The sequence below is a fragment of the Streptomyces sp. bgisy027 genome (assembly GCF_057710365.1).
Genome location: NZ_JBYIVZ010000009.1, coordinates 141,872 through 159,070, shown reverse-complemented (window position 1 = coordinate 159,070; position 17,199 = coordinate 141,872). Strand labels below are relative to the sequence as shown.

General features: G+C 70.0%; 14 protein-coding genes and 2 pseudogenes. 10 read left to right on the top strand and 6 right to left on the bottom strand.

Going from position 1 to position 17,199, the window contains the following annotated elements; genetic code table 11:
- Window positions 1–153 precede the first annotated feature (153 nt).
- The 5 genes from AC3ETA_RS12240 to AC3ETA_RS12220 all read left to right on the top strand — a co-directional run bounded on the left by AC3ETA_RS12240 (window position 154) and on the right by AC3ETA_RS12220 (window position 6,039).
- Entirely contained in the window at window positions 154–1,368 is a 1,215-nt protein-coding gene (locus AC3ETA_RS12240) for an alginate lyase family protein (protein ID WP_432192874.1), read from the top strand.
- A 135-nt stretch (window positions 1,369–1,503) separates the two neighbouring features.
- The gene (locus AC3ETA_RS12235; RefSeq protein WP_432192873.1) at window positions 1,504–4,137 is read left to right on the top strand and encodes a DUF4118 domain-containing protein; all 2,634 of its coding nucleotides are present in this window, start codon (window positions 1,504–1,506) and stop codon (window positions 4,135–4,137) included.
- Complete coding sequence (locus AC3ETA_RS12230) at window positions 4,134–4,817, top strand: response regulator (protein WP_432192872.1); 684 nt, start codon at window positions 4,134–4,136, stop codon at window positions 4,815–4,817. The genes AC3ETA_RS12235 and AC3ETA_RS12230 overlap by 4 nt, the downstream gene beginning before the upstream one ends.
- 94 nt (window positions 4,818–4,911) lie before the next feature.
- The gene (locus AC3ETA_RS12225) at window positions 4,912–5,310 is read left to right on the top strand and encodes an OB-fold nucleic acid binding domain-containing protein (protein WP_330356568.1); all 399 of its coding nucleotides are present in this window, start codon (window positions 4,912–4,914) and stop codon (window positions 5,308–5,310) included.
- A 3-nt stretch (window positions 5,311–5,313) separates the two neighbouring features.
- The gene (locus tag AC3ETA_RS12220) at window positions 5,314–6,039 is read left to right on the top strand and encodes a DUF3159 domain-containing protein (protein ID WP_432192871.1); all 726 of its coding nucleotides are present in this window, start codon (window positions 5,314–5,316) and stop codon (window positions 6,037–6,039) included.
- A 151-nt stretch (window positions 6,040–6,190) separates the two neighbouring features.
- On the opposite strand, the gene AC3ETA_RS12215 is transcribed toward AC3ETA_RS12220, so the two are convergent.
- Together AC3ETA_RS12215 and AC3ETA_RS12210 are read right to left on the bottom strand one after the other, a co-directional pair.
- The gene (locus AC3ETA_RS12215) at window positions 6,191–6,868 is read right to left on the bottom strand and encodes a potassium channel family protein (protein ID WP_147994219.1); all 678 of its coding nucleotides are present in this window, start codon (window positions 6,866–6,868) and stop codon (window positions 6,191–6,193) included.
- Window positions 6,868–7,539: a potassium channel family protein gene (locus AC3ETA_RS12210; protein ID WP_432192870.1), complete on the bottom strand. Its 672-nt coding sequence runs from the start codon at window positions 7,537–7,539 to the stop codon at window positions 6,868–6,870. Before AC3ETA_RS12210 ends, AC3ETA_RS12215 begins: the two co-directional genes overlap by 1 nt.
- Window positions 7,540–8,035: 496 nt before the next feature.
- On the opposite strand from AC3ETA_RS12210, the gene AC3ETA_RS12205 reads away from it, so the two are divergent.
- The 4 genes and pseudogenes from AC3ETA_RS12205 to AC3ETA_RS12190 form a co-directional block, all read left to right on the top strand.
- Window positions 8,036–10,084 (top strand): APC family permease, encoded by a 2,049-nt coding sequence (locus tag AC3ETA_RS12205; protein ID WP_432192869.1) that lies wholly within the window; start codon window positions 8,036–8,038, stop codon window positions 10,082–10,084.
- A gap of 98 nt (window positions 10,085–10,182) precedes the next feature.
- Complete coding sequence (locus AC3ETA_RS12200; RefSeq protein ID WP_432192868.1) at window positions 10,183–11,511, top strand: class I SAM-dependent RNA methyltransferase; 1,329 nt, start codon at window positions 10,183–10,185, stop codon at window positions 11,509–11,511.
- A 537-nt stretch (window positions 11,512–12,048) separates the two neighbouring features.
- Window positions 12,049–12,694: pseudogene (locus AC3ETA_RS12195) on the top strand (ATP-binding cassette domain-containing protein); the annotation flags it as partial.
- Between the two features lie 59 nt (window positions 12,695–12,753).
- Window positions 12,754–13,038, top strand: a pseudogene (locus tag AC3ETA_RS12190) (helix-turn-helix transcriptional regulator); the annotation flags it as partial.
- A gap of 111 nt (window positions 13,039–13,149) precedes the next feature.
- Here the strand turns inward: AC3ETA_RS12190 and AC3ETA_RS12185 are convergent.
- On the bottom strand, window positions 13,150–14,127 hold the full coding sequence (locus AC3ETA_RS12185) for an AraC family transcriptional regulator ligand-binding domain-containing protein (RefSeq protein WP_432192867.1): 978 nt from the start codon (window positions 14,125–14,127) through the stop codon (window positions 13,150–13,152).
- Window positions 14,128–14,131: 4 nt separating this feature from the next.
- Window positions 14,132–15,217: an NAD-dependent epimerase/dehydratase family protein gene (locus tag AC3ETA_RS12180; protein ID WP_432192866.1), complete on the bottom strand. Its 1,086-nt coding sequence runs from the start codon at window positions 15,215–15,217 to the stop codon at window positions 14,132–14,134.
- Between the two features lie 546 nt (window positions 15,218–15,763).
- On the opposite strand from AC3ETA_RS12180, the gene AC3ETA_RS12175 reads away from it, so the two are divergent.
- The gene (locus AC3ETA_RS12175; protein ID WP_432192865.1) at window positions 15,764–15,988 is read left to right on the top strand and encodes a hypothetical protein; all 225 of its coding nucleotides are present in this window, start codon (window positions 15,764–15,766) and stop codon (window positions 15,986–15,988) included.
- Between the two features lie 18 nt (window positions 15,989–16,006).
- On the opposite strand, the gene AC3ETA_RS12170 is transcribed toward AC3ETA_RS12175, so the two are convergent.
- Both AC3ETA_RS12170 and AC3ETA_RS12165 read right to left on the bottom strand, forming a co-directional pair.
- Window positions 16,007–16,675 carry a nucleotidyl transferase AbiEii/AbiGii toxin family protein gene (locus AC3ETA_RS12170; RefSeq protein ID WP_432192864.1) on the bottom strand — a complete coding sequence of 223 codons (669 nt, stop codon included), beginning with the start codon at window positions 16,673–16,675 and terminating at the stop codon, window positions 16,007–16,009.
- Between the two features lie 5 nt (window positions 16,676–16,680).
- A complete protein-coding gene (locus tag AC3ETA_RS12165; RefSeq protein WP_432192863.1) occupies window positions 16,681–17,073 on the bottom strand; it encodes a hypothetical protein in 393 nt (130 codons plus the stop codon).
- Between the last annotated feature and the right edge of the window lie 126 nt (window positions 17,074–17,199).

The window sequence follows — 17,199 nt, the reverse complement described above, 5'->3', positions numbered from 1 at the left end:
GTAAGGACACAAGGGCCGTACCCCGTCCGGGGCGCGGCCCTTTCTCGTGCGTGAACCCTTGACGGCTTATTGGTCTGTACCTATCGTCTGCGGCCATCGCGAGTGTTCAAAGGGACGCTCATTGTTCACGTACGAGAACGGATGGCCCCCCACATGTCGCCTGCTCCCGCACGTCACCGCCGCAGATTCCGTCGCACCGCCCTGTTCGCGGCACTGACCACCGCGCTGGTGGCCACCCTGCTGCTGCGGCCGCAGGCCGAGCGTGCCGACGCGGCGCCCGCCACCTTCGTCCATCCCGGAGTCACCGTCTCCAAGTCCCAGCTGGACTTCGTGCGCACCAGGGTCAACGCCGGCGCCCAGCCCTGGAAGGGCGCCTTCGACCAGATGACGGCGAGCAAGTACGCCGATCCGAACCGCACCCCCAAGCCCCGCGCGGTCGTCGAGTGCGGCTCGTACTCGAACCCGAACCACGGCTGCACCGACGAGCGCGAGGACGCGATGGCGGCCTACACCGACGCCCTCGCCTGGTACATCACCCGGGACGAGCGGTACGCGCGCAAGGCGATCGAGCTGATGGACGCCTGGTCCGCGGTGCTCAAGGACCACACCAACAGCAACGCGCCGCTGCAGACGGGCTGGGCCGGCTCCTCCTGGCCCAAGGCCGCCGAGATCATCAAGCACACGTACACCGGGAGCTGGGCGAACTCCGGACGGTTCGCCACCATGCTCCGCAACGTCTACCTGCCCGAGATCATCAACGGCTCCAACTCCAACGGGAACTGGGAGCTGTCGATGATGGAGGCCGCCGTCGGCATCTCCGTCTTCCTGGAGGACAAGGCGTCGTACGACAAGGCCATGGCGAAGTTCCGCACCCGCACCGCCGCCTACGTCTACCTGTCCTCCGACGGCGATCTGCCCAAGACCGTGCCGAGCCAGAACCTCGACACCCGCGAGAAGATCGTCAACTACTGGCAGAAGCAGTCCACCTTCGTCACCGGCCTCACCCAGGAGACCTGCCGCGACTTCACCCACACCGGGTACGGCATCTCCGCGATCTCGCACATCGCCGAGACCAGCCGGATCCAGGGCCGGGACCTGTACGGCACCGACGTCGGCGAGCGGCTGCGGCACGCGCTCGGGTTCCATGCCAAGTACCAGCTCGGTGCGGCCGCCCCGAGCTGGCTGTGCGGCGGCTCCCTGAAGCTGGGCCTCGGCCCGATCACCGAGGTGGGATACAACGCCCTGCACAACCGCCTCGGCATCGCGATGAGCAACACCCGGACGCTCACCGAGCGCGGCCGCCCGGCCGGCAGCAACAACCTGTTCGTGGCGTGGGAGACCCTCACCCACGGCGACAACCCCGGCTGAGGCGGGTACTCGTGGCGGGGGCGTCAGAGTTGCGTCAAAGACGCCCCCGCCGCGGCACCCGGCCCCATTTGTCTCGATTGTTGGCCGTAAGGTCGACGCTGCGTAGGCGGCTACGACCGGAACACAATGGGGACCATGGGACGCGGCAAGCTTCGGATCTACCTCGGTGCGGCACCGGGCGTCGGCAAGACGTACGCCATGCTCTCCGAGGCGCACCGGCGTGTGGAGCGGGGCACCGACTGCGTGGTCGCGTTCGTCGAGCACCACGACCGGCCCCGCACCGAGGTGATGCTGCACGGCCTGGAGCAGATCCGGCGCCGGCGGCTGGAGTACCGGGGGAGCGCCTTCACCGAGATGGACGTGGACGCCGTCCTGGCCCGGCACCCGCAGGTCGCCCTGGTCGACGAGCTCGCCCACACCAACATCCCCGGCTCCCGCAACGCCAAGCGCTGGCAGGACGTCCAGGAACTGCTCGCGGCCGGCATCGACGTCATCACGACCGTCAACATCCAGCACCTGGAGTCCCTCGGGGACGTCGTGGAGTCCATCACCGGCGTCCGCCAGCAGGAGACGGTGCCGGACGAGGTGGTGCGCCGGGCCGACCAGATCGAGCTGGTCGACATGTCGCCCCAGGCACTGCGGCGCCGTATGGCGCACGGCAACGTCTACCAGCCCGACAAGGTCGACGCGGCCCTGTCGAACTACTTCCGGCCCGGCAACCTGACCGCCCTGCGGGAACTGGCGCTGCTGTGGGTGGCCGACCGGGTCGACGAGTACCTGAAGCAGTACCGCAGCGATCACCGGGTGTCGCGGATCTGGGGTTCCCGGGAGCGGATCGTCGTCGGGCTGACCGGCGGACCCGAGGGCCGCACCCTGATCCGACGGGCCGCGCGGCTCGCCGAGAAGGGCGCCGGCGGCGAGGTGCTCGCCGTCTACATCGCCCGCAGCGACGGGCTGACGTCCGCCTCGCCGAAGGCACTGGCTCTCCAGCGCACGCTCGTCGAGGACCTCGGCGGCACCTTCCACCACGTCGTCGGCGACGACATCCCGGCGGCCCTGCTGGCCTTCGCGCGCGGGGCGAACGCCACCCAGATAGTGCTCGGCTCCTCGCGCCGCAAGAGCTGGCAGTACGTCTTCGGACCGGGCGTGGGCGTCACCGTGGCCCGGGAGTCGGGCCCCGACCTCGACGTGCACATCGTCACGCACGAGGAGATCGCCAAGGGGCGCGGACTGCCTGTCGCCCGCGGGGCGCGCCTCGGCCGGCCCCGGATCCTCGCGGGCCGGCTCGTCGGCGTCGGCGGACCGCTCCTGCTCACCCTGCTGCTGACCCACGTCGACGCCACCCTCGGGCTCGCGAACGACATGCTGCTGTTCCTGACCCTGACCGTGGCGGCGGCCCTGCTCGGCGGGCTCTACCCCGCACTCGCCTCGGCCGCGGTCGGCTCGTTGCTGCTGAACTGGTTCTTCACCCCGCCCCTGCACCGCATCACGATCGCCGATCCGAAGAACCTGCTCGCGTTGGTGATCTTCGTCTTCGTGGCGGTGGCCGTCGCCTCCGTGGTCGACCTGGCGGCCCGCCGCACCCATCAGGCGTCCCGGCTGCGCGCCGAGTCGGAGATCCTGTCCTTCCTCGCCGGCAACGTGCTGCGCGGCGAGACCGGTCTGACGGAGCTGCTGGAGCGGGTCCGCGAGACCTTCGGCATGGAGTCGGCGGCCCTGCTGGAGCGGGAGAGCGACGTCGAGCCGTGGACCTGCGCGGGCCGGGTCGGCGCAGGGGCGGCACCGGTGCGGCCCGAGGGCGCCGACGTCGACGTGCCGGTCGGCGACCACATGGCGCTCGCGCTGACCGGCCGGGTGCTGCCCGCCGAGGACCGTCGCGTCCTCGCCGCCTTCGCCGCCCAGGCCGCGGTCGTGCTGGACCGCCAGCGCCTCCAGCGCGAGGCGGACCAGGCCAAGGACCTGGCCGAGGGCAACCGGATCCGTACGGCACTGCTGGCAGCGGTCAGCCACGACCTGCGTACGCCCCTCGCGGGCATCAAGGCCGCCGTCTCCTCCCTGCGCTCCGACGACGTCGCCTGGTCCGAGGAGGACGAGGCCGAGCTGCTCGAAGGCATCGAGGAGGGCGCCGACCGGCTCGACCACCTGGTCGGGAACCTGCTCGACATGTCCCGCCTCCAGACCGGCACCGTCACCCCGCTGATCCGCGAGATCGACCTGGACGAGGTGGTGCCGATGGCGCTGGGCGGGGTGCCCGAGGGCAGCGTCGACCTGGACATCCCGGAGACGCTGCCGATGGTCGCCGTGGACCCCGGGCTGCTGGAGCGGTCGGTGGCCAACCTGGTCGAGAACGCCGTCAAGTACAGCTCGGACGACAGCAGGGTCCTGGTGTCCGCGAGTGCCATCGCCGACCGGGTCGAGGTCCGGGTGGTCGACCGCGGGCCCGGCGTCCCCGACGAGGCTAAGGAACGCATCTTCGCCCCCTTCCAGCGCTACGGCGACGCCCCGCGGGGAGCCGGAGTCGGGCTCGGCCTCGCCGTCGCCCGCGGCTTCGCCGAGGCCATGGGCGGCACCCTCAACGCGGAGGACACGCCCGGCGGCGGCCTCTCCATGGTGCTGACCCTCAGGGCGGCGGGAGCTCGGACCGGGGAACCGCCCGGCCCCGGAGAGCCCTCTCACGCCACGGGGCACCCTCGCGCCTCGCACAGCGCGGGGCACCCCCGCTCCGACGAGCCCGTTCACTCCGTACGACCCGAAAGGCAGACCACATGACCCGGGTGCTGGTGATCGACGACGAGCCGCAGATCGTGCGCGCCCTCGTGATCAACCTCAAGGCCCGCAAGTACGAGGTCGACGCCGCCCACGACGGGGCCACCGCCCTCGAACTCGCCGCCACCCGCCACCCCGACGTGGTCGTCCTCGACCTCGGTCTGCCCGACATGGACGGCGTCGAGGTGATCCGTGGACTGCGCGGCTGGACCCGGGTGCCCATCCTGGTGCTGTCCGCCCGGCACTCCTCCGACGAGAAGGTGGAGGCTCTCGACGCGGGCGCCGACGACTACGTCACCAAGCCCTTCGGCATGGACGAGCTGCTGGCCCGGCTGCGGGCCGCCGTCCGCCGGGCCGAGCCCACCGGGGGCGGCGAGGACGACGTGATGGTGGAGACCGAGCAGTTCACCGTCGACCTGGCCGCGAAGAAGGTCAACCGGGGCGGGAAGGACGTACGGCTCACCCCCACGGAGTGGCATCTGCTGGAGGTGCTGGTGCGCAACACGGGGCGGCTGGTGAGCCAGAAACAGCTGCTCCAGGAGGTGTGGGGGCCGTCGTACGGGACGGAGACGAACTATCTGCGGGTGTACATGGCCCAGTTGCGCCGAAAGCTGGAGGCGGACCCCTCGCACCCCAAGCACTTCGTCACCGAGCCCGGGATGGGGTACCGCTTCGAGAAGTGAGCCGTGGGCCTCGTCCGCAGGTCGGGACGGGGCGGGTTCGGGCCGTGGCACCAGGGGTACGTAGGTGTCGGCGCACCCCGGTAGGCTTCAGGACATGAGTGCTGTTCCTCGTTCGGAAAAGTCGGTGGGCCGGTTCAGGCGCATGCTCGACCGGCTCTCCTCGTCGCAGGAGGACCTGGAGTCCGAGGAGCTGCGCGAGGACGCCGAGACCACCGGCTGCACCAAGATCGGTGACTGCCGTGACCGACAGATAGTGACGGTTACTGGTACCTTGCGCACGGTCACGCTGCGGCCGCGCGCGGGAGTCCCGGCCCTGGAGGCCGAGCTGTTCGACGGCTCCGCCGCCCTGGACGTGGTGTGGCTCGGCAGGCGCTCCATAGTGGGCATAGAGCCCGGGCGCCGGCTGATCGCATCCGGCCGGATCTCCATGAGCCGGGGCCGCCGTGTGCTGTTCAACCCGAAATACGAACTGAGACCCCTCGGACGGGAGTAGCCGGTGACGTCGCTCGACAAGCCGACCGAAGACACCACCGCAGACGCCGAGCACGACTCCCGGGCGGTGACCGAGGCCGCGCTGTTCGAGGCTTTCGGCGGCATGCGCGGCATGATCGAGACGGTCCTGCCCGGCCTGCTCTTCGTCACCATCTACACGATCAACAAGGACCTGCACCTGTCGGCCATCGCCGCGCTCGCGGTGTCCGTGGTGCTCGTGGTCGTGCGCCTGGTGATGCGGGACACCATCAAGCACGCCTTCAGCGGCGTCTTCGGCGTCGCCTTCGGTGTCGTGTTCGCGATGATGACCGGCAACGCCAAGGACTTCTACCTGCCCGGCATGCTCTACACGCTGGGGCTGGCGCTCGCGTACATCATCACGACCCTGTGCGGTGTGCCGCTGATCGGCCTGATCCTCGGTCCGGTGTTCAAGGAGAACCTCTCCTGGCGCACCCGCAACCCCGGCCGCAAGAAGGCGTACGCCAAGGCAAGTTACGCCTGGGGTCTGATCCTGCTCGCCAAGTGCGCGGTCCTCTTCCCGCTGTACTGGTGGGCCGACACGACCCAGTTCGGCTGGGTGCTGGTCGCCCTGAAGATCCCGCCGTTCCTGCTGGCCGTGTGGCTGACCTGGGTGTTCCTGGCGAAGGCTCCGGCGCCGATCGACGTGTTCGCGGAGATGGAGGCGGCCGAGAAGGCCGAGCGGGAGGCCGCCGCCGGGCGGGCCGAGTAGGTGCTCGGCGCCGGTGTGCGGGTCGCCGGGGGCTACCGCCCCCAGGCCCCCGCTTCGGCCTGAACGGCCTCGCCCGCAAACGCCGGACGGGCTGGCAGGAAGGGCGCCCCGAGACTTCGGGGCGCCCTTCCTGATCCCTCACGCGAAGCGGCTAGCCCGCCGTGTCCTCGCGGCGGACCGACAGCAGGTCCTCCAGCTGCTCCTCACGGGCCTGGGCGGCCACGAAGAGCAGCTCGTCGCCGGCCTCCAGGGAGTCCTCGCGGGACGGGGTGAGGACGCGGGTGCCGCGGATGATCGTCACCAGGGACGTGTCCTGCGGCCACTCGACGTCGCCGACCTGGGTGCCGGCCAGCGCCGACTCCTCGGGAAGGGTCAGCTCGACGAGGTTCGCGTCGCCGTGGCTGAAGCGGAGCAGCCGGACCAGGTCGCCGACGCTCACCGCCTCCTCGACCAGGGCGGACATCAGACGCGGCGTGGACACGGCCACATCCACGCCCCACGACTCGTTGAACAGCCACTCGTTCTTCGGGTTGTTCACCCGGGCGACGACGCGCGGAACGCCGTACTCCGTCTTCGCCAGCAGGGACACGACCAGGTTGACCTTGTCGTCACCCGTGGCCGCGATCACCACGTTGCAGCGCTGGAGCGCCGCCTCGTCCAGCGACGTGATCTCGCAGGCGTCGGCCAGCAGCCACTCCGCCTGCGGGACCCGCTCGACCGAGATCGCGGTCGGCGCCTTGTCGATCAGCAGGATCTCGTGGCCGTTCTCCAGCAGCTCGCCCGCGATCGAGCGGCCCACCGCGCCGGCACCGGCAATGGCGACCCTCATCAGTGACCGCCCTCCTCTTCGGGACCCTTGGCGAACGCCGCCTCGACCTTGTCGACCTCGTCGGTGCGCATCATCACGTGCACCAGGTCGCCCTCCTGCAGCACCGTCTGCGAGGAGGGCAGGATCGCCTCGCCGAGGCGGGTCAGGAACGCCACGCGGACGCCCGTCTCCTCCTGGAGCCGGCTGATCTTGTGGCCCACCCAGTCCGCGGAGGCGTGCACCTCGGCGAGCTGGACACCGCCGGTGGGGTCACGCCACAGCGGCTCGGCGCCCGAGGGCAGCAGGCGGCGCAGCATCTGGTCCGCCGTCCAGCGGACCGTGGCCACGGTGGGGATGCCCAGGCGCTGGTAGACCTCGGCACGGCGGGGGTCGTAGATCCGGGCCGCGACGTTCTCCACGCCGAACATCTCGCGGGCGACCCGGGCGGAGATGATGTTGGAGTTGTCGCCGCTGGAGACGGCGGCGAAGGCGCCCGCCTCCTCGATCCCGGCCTCGCGCAGGGTGTCCTGGTCGAAGCCGACACCGGTGACGCGGCGGCCGCCGAACCCGGGGCCCAGCCGGCGGAACGCGGTGGGGTCCTGGTCGATCACAGCGACCGTGTGCCCTTGTTGCTCCAGGGTCTGGGCCAGAGCGGAACCCACCCTTCCGCAACCCATGATGACGATGTGCACGGCGCTTACCCCGCACTCCTCGTGAGGCGTCTGACTTGCGTGAACGTGGTGCTCATAACCTTCTCTCGGTTCGCCGGGCAACGGGCGCGGGCCGGTCGCGGACCGCTGGGCAACATCATGCCGGGCAATGGCCTGAATGATCCCTCGCGGTACGGATCGTGGACGCGCGCGTGCCTCGGTCCCACCGTAACCGTCCCCTCCGACAGGCCCACCCGGGCGTCCGCCGCTGTCCTCAGCGGCGGTTGAAGCTGCGGAGGCTGGCCAGTGCCAGGACGCCGAGTCCGGCGAGCGAGACGAGAGCTCCGACGAGCTGAGCGGTCGTCTGCGACATGAGGTCTCCCGGATGTGATGAGCGTACCGACGCAGGTCATGGAGGCACGCGGACGTCATCCGGCTCCGTGCCCGGCGCGTGCCCGGCCCGGAATTCACCCCCGCGCCGTGCGCGATTTCACCCGGATGTGCTCCGCCCCAGGCCGGGGGCCTACGATTCTCTGTTGTGTCCAAACTGACCGACGTGCCCAAGCGGATTCTGATCGGGCGCGCACTGCGCAGTGACCGGCTGGCGGAAACGCTCCTGCCGAAGCGCATCGCGCTGCCCGTCTTCGCCTCCGACCCGCTGTCCTCCGTGGCGTACGCGCCCGGTGAAGTGCTGCTGGTCCTCTCCATCGCGGGCGTGTCGGCCTACCACTTCAGCCCCTGGATCGCGCTCGCGGTCGTCGTGCTGATGTTCACCGTGGTTGCCTCCTACCGGCAGAACGTGCACGCCTACCCGAGCGGCGGCGGCGACTACGAGGTGGCGACCACCAACCTCGGCCCCAAGGCGGGCCTGACGGTGGCCAGCGCGCTCCTGGTCGACTACGTCCTGACCGTCGCCGTGTCCATCTCCTCCGGCATCGAGAACCTGGGCTCCGCGATCCCGTTCGTCGTCGAGCACAAGGTCGAGTGCGCGGTCGCGGTGATCCTGCTGCTGACGGTGATGAACCTGCGCGGCGTCCGGGAGTCGGGCAGCCTCTTCGCGATCCCGACGTACGTCTTCGTCGCGGGCGTCTTCACCATGATCGCCTGGGGCGCGTTCCGCGGGCTGGTCCTGGACGACACCATGCGGGCACCCACGGCGTCGTACGAGATCAAACCCGAGCACGAGGGCCTCGCCGGCTTCGCGATGGTCTTCCTGCTGCTGCGCGCGTTCTCCTCCGGCTGTGCCGCGCTCACCGGCGTCGAGGCGATCTCCAACGGCGTCCCGGCCTTCCGCAAGCCCAAGTCGAAGAACGCCGCGACCACGCTGGCGATGATGGGCCTGCTGGCCGTCACCATGTTCTGCGGCATCATCGGGCTCGCCATGGCGACCAAGGTCCGCATGGCCGAGAACCCGGCCGTCGACCTGGTCAAGGACGGTGTCGCGGTCGGCTCCGGCTACGTCCAGAACCCCGTCATCACCCAGGTCGCCGAGGCCGTCTTCGGCAAGGGCAGCTTCTTCTTCGTCGTGCTCGCCGCGGCCACCGCGCTGGTGCTCTTCCTCGCGGCCAACACCGCCTACAACGGCTTCCCGGTGCTCGGCTCGATCCTCGCCCAGGACCGCTATCTGCCGCGCCAGCTGCACACCCGCGGCGACCGGCTCGCCTTCTCCAACGGCATCGTGCTGCTGGCGGGCGCGGCCGCGCTGCTGGTGTGGGTCTACGGCGCCGACTCCACGCGTCTGATCCAGCTGTACATCGTCGGCGTGTTCGTGTCCTTCACGCTCAGCCAGATCGGCATGGTCCGGCACTGGAACCGCCTGCTGGCCACGGAGAAGGACCAGGCCAAGCGCCGCCACATGGTCCGCTCCCGCGCGATCAACACCTTCGGCGCCTTCTTCACCGGGCTCGTCCTGGTCGTCGTCCTGGTCACCAAGTTCACGCACGGCGCCTGGGTCGCCCTGCTCGGCATGGTGATCTTCTACGTGACGATGACGGCCATCCGCCGCCACTACGACCACGTCTCCGAGGAACTCTCCGCCCCCGAGGGCCCCAGCGACGACAGCGTCCGCCCCTCCCGGGTGCACTCCGTCGTCCTGGTCTCCAAGATCCACCGGCCCGCCCTGCGCGCCCTGGCCTACGCCAAGCTGCTGCGCTCGGACACGCTGGAGGCGCTCAGCGTCAACGTCGACCCGGCGGAGACCAAGGCGCTGCGCGAGGAGTGGGAGCGGCGCGGCATCGACGTACCGCTGAAGGTCCTCGACTCGCCCTACCGCGAGATCACGCGCCCGATCATCGAGTACGTGAAGGGGCTGCGCAAGGAGTCGCCGCGCGACGCGGTGTCCGTGATCATCCCCGAGTACGTCGTCGGCCACTGGTACGAGCACCTGCTGCACAACCAGAGCGCACTGCGGCTGAAGGGCCGGCTGCTGTTCACGCCGGGCATCATGGTCACCTCGGTGCCCTACCAGCTCCAGTCCTCCGAAGCCGCGAAGGTCCGTGCCCGCAAGCGCGGGGAGTGGAACGCGCCGGGTGCGGTGCGACGGGGGCCGGCGCAGGAGCGGGCCAAGGAGACCGAAGCCCGGAACTGACGGGGGCCGGGAGCACGTAGACTGGTGGGCTGTTGTCAGGCCCTCAGGAGACCTCTGGAGAGGGCCGTGCCCCCCTCTCGATCTGGAGTCACCCCACCATGCAGGCAGAAGAGAAGAAGTCGCTGGTGGGGGAGGAATACGAGGTCGAGATCGGCCCCGTCGCCCACGGCGGGCACTGCATCGCCCGCACCGACGCCGGCCAGGTGCTGTTCGTCCGGCACACCCTGCCCGGCGAGCGGGTCGTGGCCCGGGTGACCGAGGGCGAGGAGGGCGACCGCTTCCTGCGCGCGGACGCCGTCGAGATCCTCACGGCCTCCAAGGACCGCATCGAGGCGCCCTGTCCCTTCGCCGGCCCCGGTCGCTGCGGAGGCTGCGACTGGCAGCACGCGAAGCCGGGGGCGCAGCGCCGGCTGAAGGGCGAGGTCGTCGCCGAGCAGCTGCAGCGGCTCGCGGGCCTGACGCCGGAGGACGTCGGCTGGGACGGCACGGTGATGCCGGCCGAGGGCGACAAGCTGCCCGCAGGGCAGGTGCCGCAGTGGCGCACACGCGTGCAGTACGCCGTCGACGCCGACGGCCACGCCGGACTGCGCCGGCACCGCTCGCACGAGGTGGAGCCGGTCGACCACTGCATGATCGCCGCCGAGGGCGTCAGCGAACTGGGCATCGAGAAGCGGGACTGGACGGGCATGGCCTCGGTGGAGGCCATCGCGGCGACCGGTTCGCAGGACCGGCAGGTGATCCTGACGCCGAAGCCGGGGGCGCGCCTTCCGATCGTCGAACTGGACCGCCCGGTGTCGGTGATGCGGGTCGGCGAGAAGGACGGCGGCATCCACCGCGTCCACGGCCGCCCCTTCGTCCGCGAGCGCGCGGACGGCCGCACCCACCGGGTCGGCAGCGGCGGCTTCTGGCAGGTCCACCCGAAGGCCGCGGACACCCTGGTGACGGCGGTCATGCAGGGCCTGCTGCCACGCAAGGGCGAGATGGCGCTGGACCTGTACTGCGGCGTCGGGCTCTTCGCCGGCGCCCTGGCCGACCGCCTCGGCGACAAGGGCGCGGTCCTCGGCATCGAGTCCGGCAAGCGCGCGGTGGAGGACGCCCGGCACAATCTGGCCGACTTCGAGCGCGTCCGCATCGAGCAGGGCAAGGTCGAGTCGGTCCTGCCGCGCACGGGCATCTCCGAGGTCGACCTGATCGTCCTGGACCCGCCCCGGGCGGGAGCTGGCCGCAGGACGGTCGAGCACCTCGCTTCGCTGGGCGCCCGGAGGATCGCATACGTGGCGTGCGATCCGGCGGCGCTGGCACGGGACTTGGGGTACTTCCGGGACGGGGGGTACCGGGTGCGGACTCTGCGGGCGTTCGATCTGTTTCCGATGACGCACCATGTGGAGTGCGTGGCTGTTCTTGAGCCCGCAGCAAAGGGCGTCTGACCGGCTGATTCTCTGATTCGCTGGGTTGCGGGCGGGTCGTGCCGACATGTTTCCTTCGGTCCACCGCGTGGAGCGTGCTGCAGGTTCCCGCCACGTGTCTCACGTGCGGTTTCGTAGCGGGGCGTGGTCGAGGACGCTCTGCCTCTACTCCCTGATGAATGGGTTCGGGAGATGTCTTGACGCTCGTTCGACGCTGCTTCTGACGGAGCGTGAGGTGGTCGTCCCGGATCAGATGGCGCGGGTCAGTCGACTTGTCGGACGCAACCCGACGAGCAGCGCGTTGGCCTCGAGGTTTCATGACGGTCCGCCGACGGAGTCGGTGGACCGTTTGTATGCCGTGGGCTGAGGGCGTGCAGGCCGAAGGTCCGAGTGTTGCCTCGGGGTGGAGCCGGGTTCCATTGGTCCGGGTGCTGAGGTGCTGCCGGAGGGACGGAGGTCCAGGAGGTCTACCTGGGCCGCTCCTCGGAGCCGACGACAGGGGAGCCCGCATCCGACCCCCGCAGCCACGCCCGTGGCCGTCGCCGAGGAGTCGTGACCATGCTGGAGATCAGTTCCGTTCATGCCGGCTACGACCGCACCACGGTGTTGCACGGCGTGACGGTCCCGGTCCAGAAGGACGGCGTCGTCACCGTCCTCGGCCACAACGGCGCCGGGGCGGGGGAGCGCTCTGCTGCGCACCGTCATGGGCCTGATCAAACCCAGGAGCGGCACCGCCCTGCTCGACGGTGAGGACATCACCCGCCTCGCCCCGCAGCAGCGAGTGGCCCGCAGCATGGCCTACGTTCCACAAGGACAGCAGTCATTCCCGCATCTGAAGACGGCCGAGAACCTCCAACTCGTCGCGGACAACCGGACCGACGGCAAGGAGGCCGTCGCCGACGCGCTGGCCCTCTTTCCGGTCCTGCGGGAGCTGTCGGGGCGCCGTGCCGGTCTGCTCTCCGCGGGGCAGCGGCAGCAACTCGCCATCGCCCGCGCCCTGATCACCCGCCCGAAGCTGCTCCTCCTGGACGAACCCACCGAGGCCATCCAGCCCTCGGTCGTCGCCGAGAACGAGGAGACGATCCTCGCCCCGACCCGGCGCGACGGCCTGTCCGTACTCCTCGTCGAACAACACGTCGGCTACGCCATGCGGGCCGCACAGCACTACTACGTCCTGGAGGCGGGCCGGGTGACCTCGTCCGGCAGGAACTGGCGTTCGGTCCCGAGGATGCGGCTCGACCCTTCCTCACAGCCGACCGGCGCATGTGGACCGCCTTCGAGCCGGAACTGCGCCGACGGCTCTCCGAGCTCCAGGCCGGATGCTCCGTGGCGGAACGCGTCCGGGCGACGCTGCTCGCACTCCTGCCGACCGGGAACTTCGGCATGGCCGTCGTGGCGCGGCATCTCAGGGTCAGCCCGCGCACCCTGCAACGGCACCTGTGTGCCGAAGGTGTCACCTACCAGGACATCCTCAGCGACACCCGGGAGTCCCTGGCGCGCCACCACCTGCGGGACTCGGGCATGGCGGTCCGTGACATCGCCTTCCTGCTCGACTACGCGGACCCCAATTCCTTCTACCGGGCGTTCCACTCCTGGACGGGACTGAGCCGTCGCAGGCCGGCACCGATCGCTGACGGAAGACCTCGGACCGCAGCCCCCTCATACGGAGCGCAGGCTGCGTGGTGTCTCGCCCGTCCACTGCCGCAGGGCGCGGTGGAAGGACGTCAGTTCGCCGTATCCGATGAGGAACGCGATCTCGGTGCTGGAGAGAGTGGAACGCCGCAGGTACGCCCGGGCCAGTCGTTCCCGGGTCTGTGCGAGCACCTCCTGGAAGGACGTGCCCTCCGCCTCCAGGCGGCGCTGCAGGGTGCGCGGGCTCGTCGCCAGTTGCAGAGCCACTTCGGCGAGCGTGCGCCGCCCGGCCGGCAGACAGGTGAGCAGAGCCTCTTGCGTGCGGTCCGCCCAGGTCGCGGACTGCTCGAGATCGTGCAGGCGCCAACGCAGATCGGATTCCAGGTGCTCCCACATACCGGCGTGCACGTCGGTGTCGAACGGCCGGTGCATGTCGGACGGGGAGAAGACCACCGCGGCGCGCCCCTGGGCGAGGACGGCACCGTCGAGGAAGTCCGCCACGGCAGTCTGATCGTCGGGCGGGTTGGGGACCGTGATCCGCACGGGCCGGATCCGGGCTCTGGTGGCCAGCCGCGCGAAGGCCACCCAGAAGAGCAGCTCGAACCGCTCCAGCACCGCGGGCGGTGTGAAAGGGGCTCGTGGACGCAGAGCGATCCGAAGGCCCGTGTCGGTCCGTACGTCCAGGGTCACCGGGTAGATGAGGCGCTTGTAGAGGGCGATGCGTTCCGCCGCCTGCGCCAGGTCACGGCTGGCCAGCCCGGCGAAGACGGCGGCTTCGAAATGATCGGCCGACACCGCCGAGGCGATCGCCACCGCGAGGTCGGGCCCCTGGTACAGGGCTTCGGCCGCCTCCCACAGCGCGAAGAAGTCCTCGGCGCCGATCCGCGCCCCGGGGTACCGCTGCAGGTCCGCGGGCAGGCGGGCGTGCCGCGCTACGGCCTCCGGGTCCAGGCCGAGAGCGGCCAGGACCCGGGGCCATCCAGGTGCGAGCGAGTAGGTCGTCATGTCGTCATGCGCGGGCGGCGACCGCTCCCCGCTCGACGAGCTGCTCGAACATGTCCTCCATCGACTCCTGGAGCGGCCGGTAGACCATGCCCAGCTCCCGGCGGCTCTTGCCGTTGTCCGCGTGCCATTCCACGCCGACGTTCCTGCTGACGAAGGTGCGGGTGAGCCCCGCGCTCGGTGCCGCCAGCCAGACCAGGGGCTTGGGCAGCGCGCGCCGGGGGAGGGGGAAGCGGTCCCCGAAGCGGGGCAGCAGCGCCCGGCCCAGTTCGAGGACGTTCGTGTCGTGTCCGGAGACGATATGGCGGCCGTGGGCGTCGGGAAGGTACGCCGCCGCGAGGTGAGCGCGGGCCAGGTCCCGTACGTCGACCACGCCCAGCCCGGCCCGGGGGGCGCCCCAGCGCAAGGTGCCGTCGCCCAGCTGCCGGACGATCGAGAAGCTCTCGGACGTGGGCTGGGCGTTGACCGCTGGCCCGATGACCAGGGAAGGGTTGACGACCACGAGCCGCCAGCGACTCTGCGAGCCGGCGATCTCCCAGGCGGCCTTCTCAGCCAGCAGCTTGGAGTAGCTGTAGGGCTGATAGTCCAGCGAGGCGGTCGTGTTCCAGACGTCCTCGGTGAGCCGTCCGTTCTGGGCGGCCGCGCAGTCGGCGGCGTCGGTGTAGATCGCGGCGCAGGACGAGGTCAGCACGACGCGCTGCACCGAGGGGGTCGCGTCGGCGCTCTCCAGGACACTGCGCGTGCCCTGTACGGCCGGGTCCACCAGCTCCCGCTGCGGATCGTCGACCTGGGTGGTGAACGGCGACGCGGTGTGGAAGACGATGCGGCAGCCCGCCATCGCCTCGGTGTAGGAGCCCTCGGTGAGCAGGTCCGCGGCGAAGAACTCGATGGCGCCGGGGGACTTCTCAGCGAAGTCCACGAGGTGCTGGATCTTGGCGGTGTTGCGCGGATCGCGCACCGCGGCTCGCACCGTGACACCTGCGTCGAGGAGCCCCTTGACGATCCATCCGGCGACGTATCCCGTTGCGCCGGTCACCAGGACGGGGGCAGTCGTGTCCACGGGAATACCGGTCAGGGCAGGTTCTGTGTGCATATTGAAACCGTACGGCGCCGATGCGGGCGTTTCTTGTCGGATCACGCCAGCTCCCGACGGCACCGTCGGGAGCCGACTCGTCACGCCGCCCGTGACGTGATTCTGATGACGTCGAACGTGGAGTCTGTGGCTATCCTTGAGCCTGCCAGAAAGGACACTTGACCTGCGGCTTTGTGGCGCAGGCGGGGCGGCCGACCTGTTCCTCGCCATGCAGCGGGTCGAATGGATGGATCGACCCTTGAAGGTTTTCCTGACCTGCGACGCATTGAGGTAGACGGTCGTTTTGGCGGCGCAATCATGGGTTCCTTTCGAGGAATCTTGACGCTCGACTGACGCTCGCTTCGGGGGTCTGGGCGTTACTGAGACATCCGGGGTGATCTCGGTATCTCGGGATCACACCGGGCAGCTCAGTTCCCGGGGGTCGGAAGTCAGTAGCCGGGTGGGTGTCAACGGCCATCTCGTTCTCCCCGTCAGATCAGGTGGGGACCACGTGTCCGGCAGCTCGAAGAGGACGCCACATCCTGGGAGGACACGGCACGGAGCTGCGTGGGGGAACGCGACAAGGCTCGAGACGATGCCGCCACCGCTGAAGCCCTGCCTCAGGACCGGGACTACTGGAAGAACAAGTACCTGAACCTCTCGAAGGACGGGAGCGGACAGGCGGCCACATTCGACGCCTGGAGCGAGATCCCTCCTCTGGGAACGGACGCCGTGCCCACTTTCGAAGCTCTCGCCAAGGCGTCGGAGGAACACATCGTGTTCTCACCGTGAGCCCTCATCCGGACGTGATCAGTAGATTTGCGGATCATCGGTCTCTTCGAGGAGGCGAGCCGCGAGGTCGTCGGCCCACTCCACAGCCCAAGCCCGAAGCGCGGTGATGGTGGCGTCATCGAGGTCGTAGGCGGCGAAGGCTTCGTCGTCGGTCCACTCGGCGCCCATGAGGTTCGCCTGCAGGTCGTCGCGCTCGAAGCGGCCGCGGGCATGGCGGCGGCCGAACTCCTCGAGTTCGCCATTGCTCCAGCGGCGGGAGGCCGCGAACACGTCGATCAGGTCGCGGGGCGCTCCGCGGTCGGCGAGGGCGCGGACCTTGGTCCCGATCACGTCCTCCTCCGCGAGGACGGGTCCGTACGGGCTCTGGGCGACGGGTCGCCAGAAGATCTCCTTGAGGATGTCGACCTCGCATTCCTGCCCGGTGGCCGGGTCGGACACGGTGAAGCGGGCGGATAGCGGGGCAGTCTCCAGCGCATGCACCTTCCAGCCGCGGGCTTCCAGGCCGGCGCGGAGCGTGGCGGCGATGTCGGCCATGGGCGCCGGGTTCTCGGTGGCGACGTCGAGGTCCTGGCTGGGCCGGTTCACGAGGTGGTGGGCCCGCACGGCGTATCCACCGGTGAGGACCAGTGGGTACGGCGAGCCGAGCGCGATCACATCCGCCAGGAGCCGCGTGTGCAGCTCCGGCATGTCCGTCACGCGGTTGCCCGGCCGCGGCAGGCGAGCTGAGGGAAGGCGTCTTCCCATACGGCGCGCACGGTACGGCCGACGAGGGTGCGCAGCACCGGCCACAGCTGCAGGAGCAGATCCTGATTGAGGTAGCGGGGCAGGTCGTCGTGGAGGCCCTCATGCAGGACGGTGCGGTACAGGCCCATTCGCTGACGCGGCTTGCCCAGGTCGTATGAGGTCATGCCGGACCAGGCCATGTGCAGCGGCAGATCCACGACACCGTGGGTCGGCCCGTGCAGCTCGGCCAGCGACTCCGGCAGACGCCGCCGGAACTTCTCCCGGTACAGCGCGAGGTCCTCGGCGACCGCGTCTGAGGGGTCGCTCGGCCTGGGGGCGGCGTGCTGTGAGCTGGAGGGCATGACGCCATTATGGCGGCCGGAGAAGCGGTGCTGGTCATGGGGCGCGAGCCTTCATCGGGTCATGACGCTCGTTTGACGCTCTGGGCGCCCGCAAGCGGAACACCGAGCCGAGAACCCTGCTCTGAA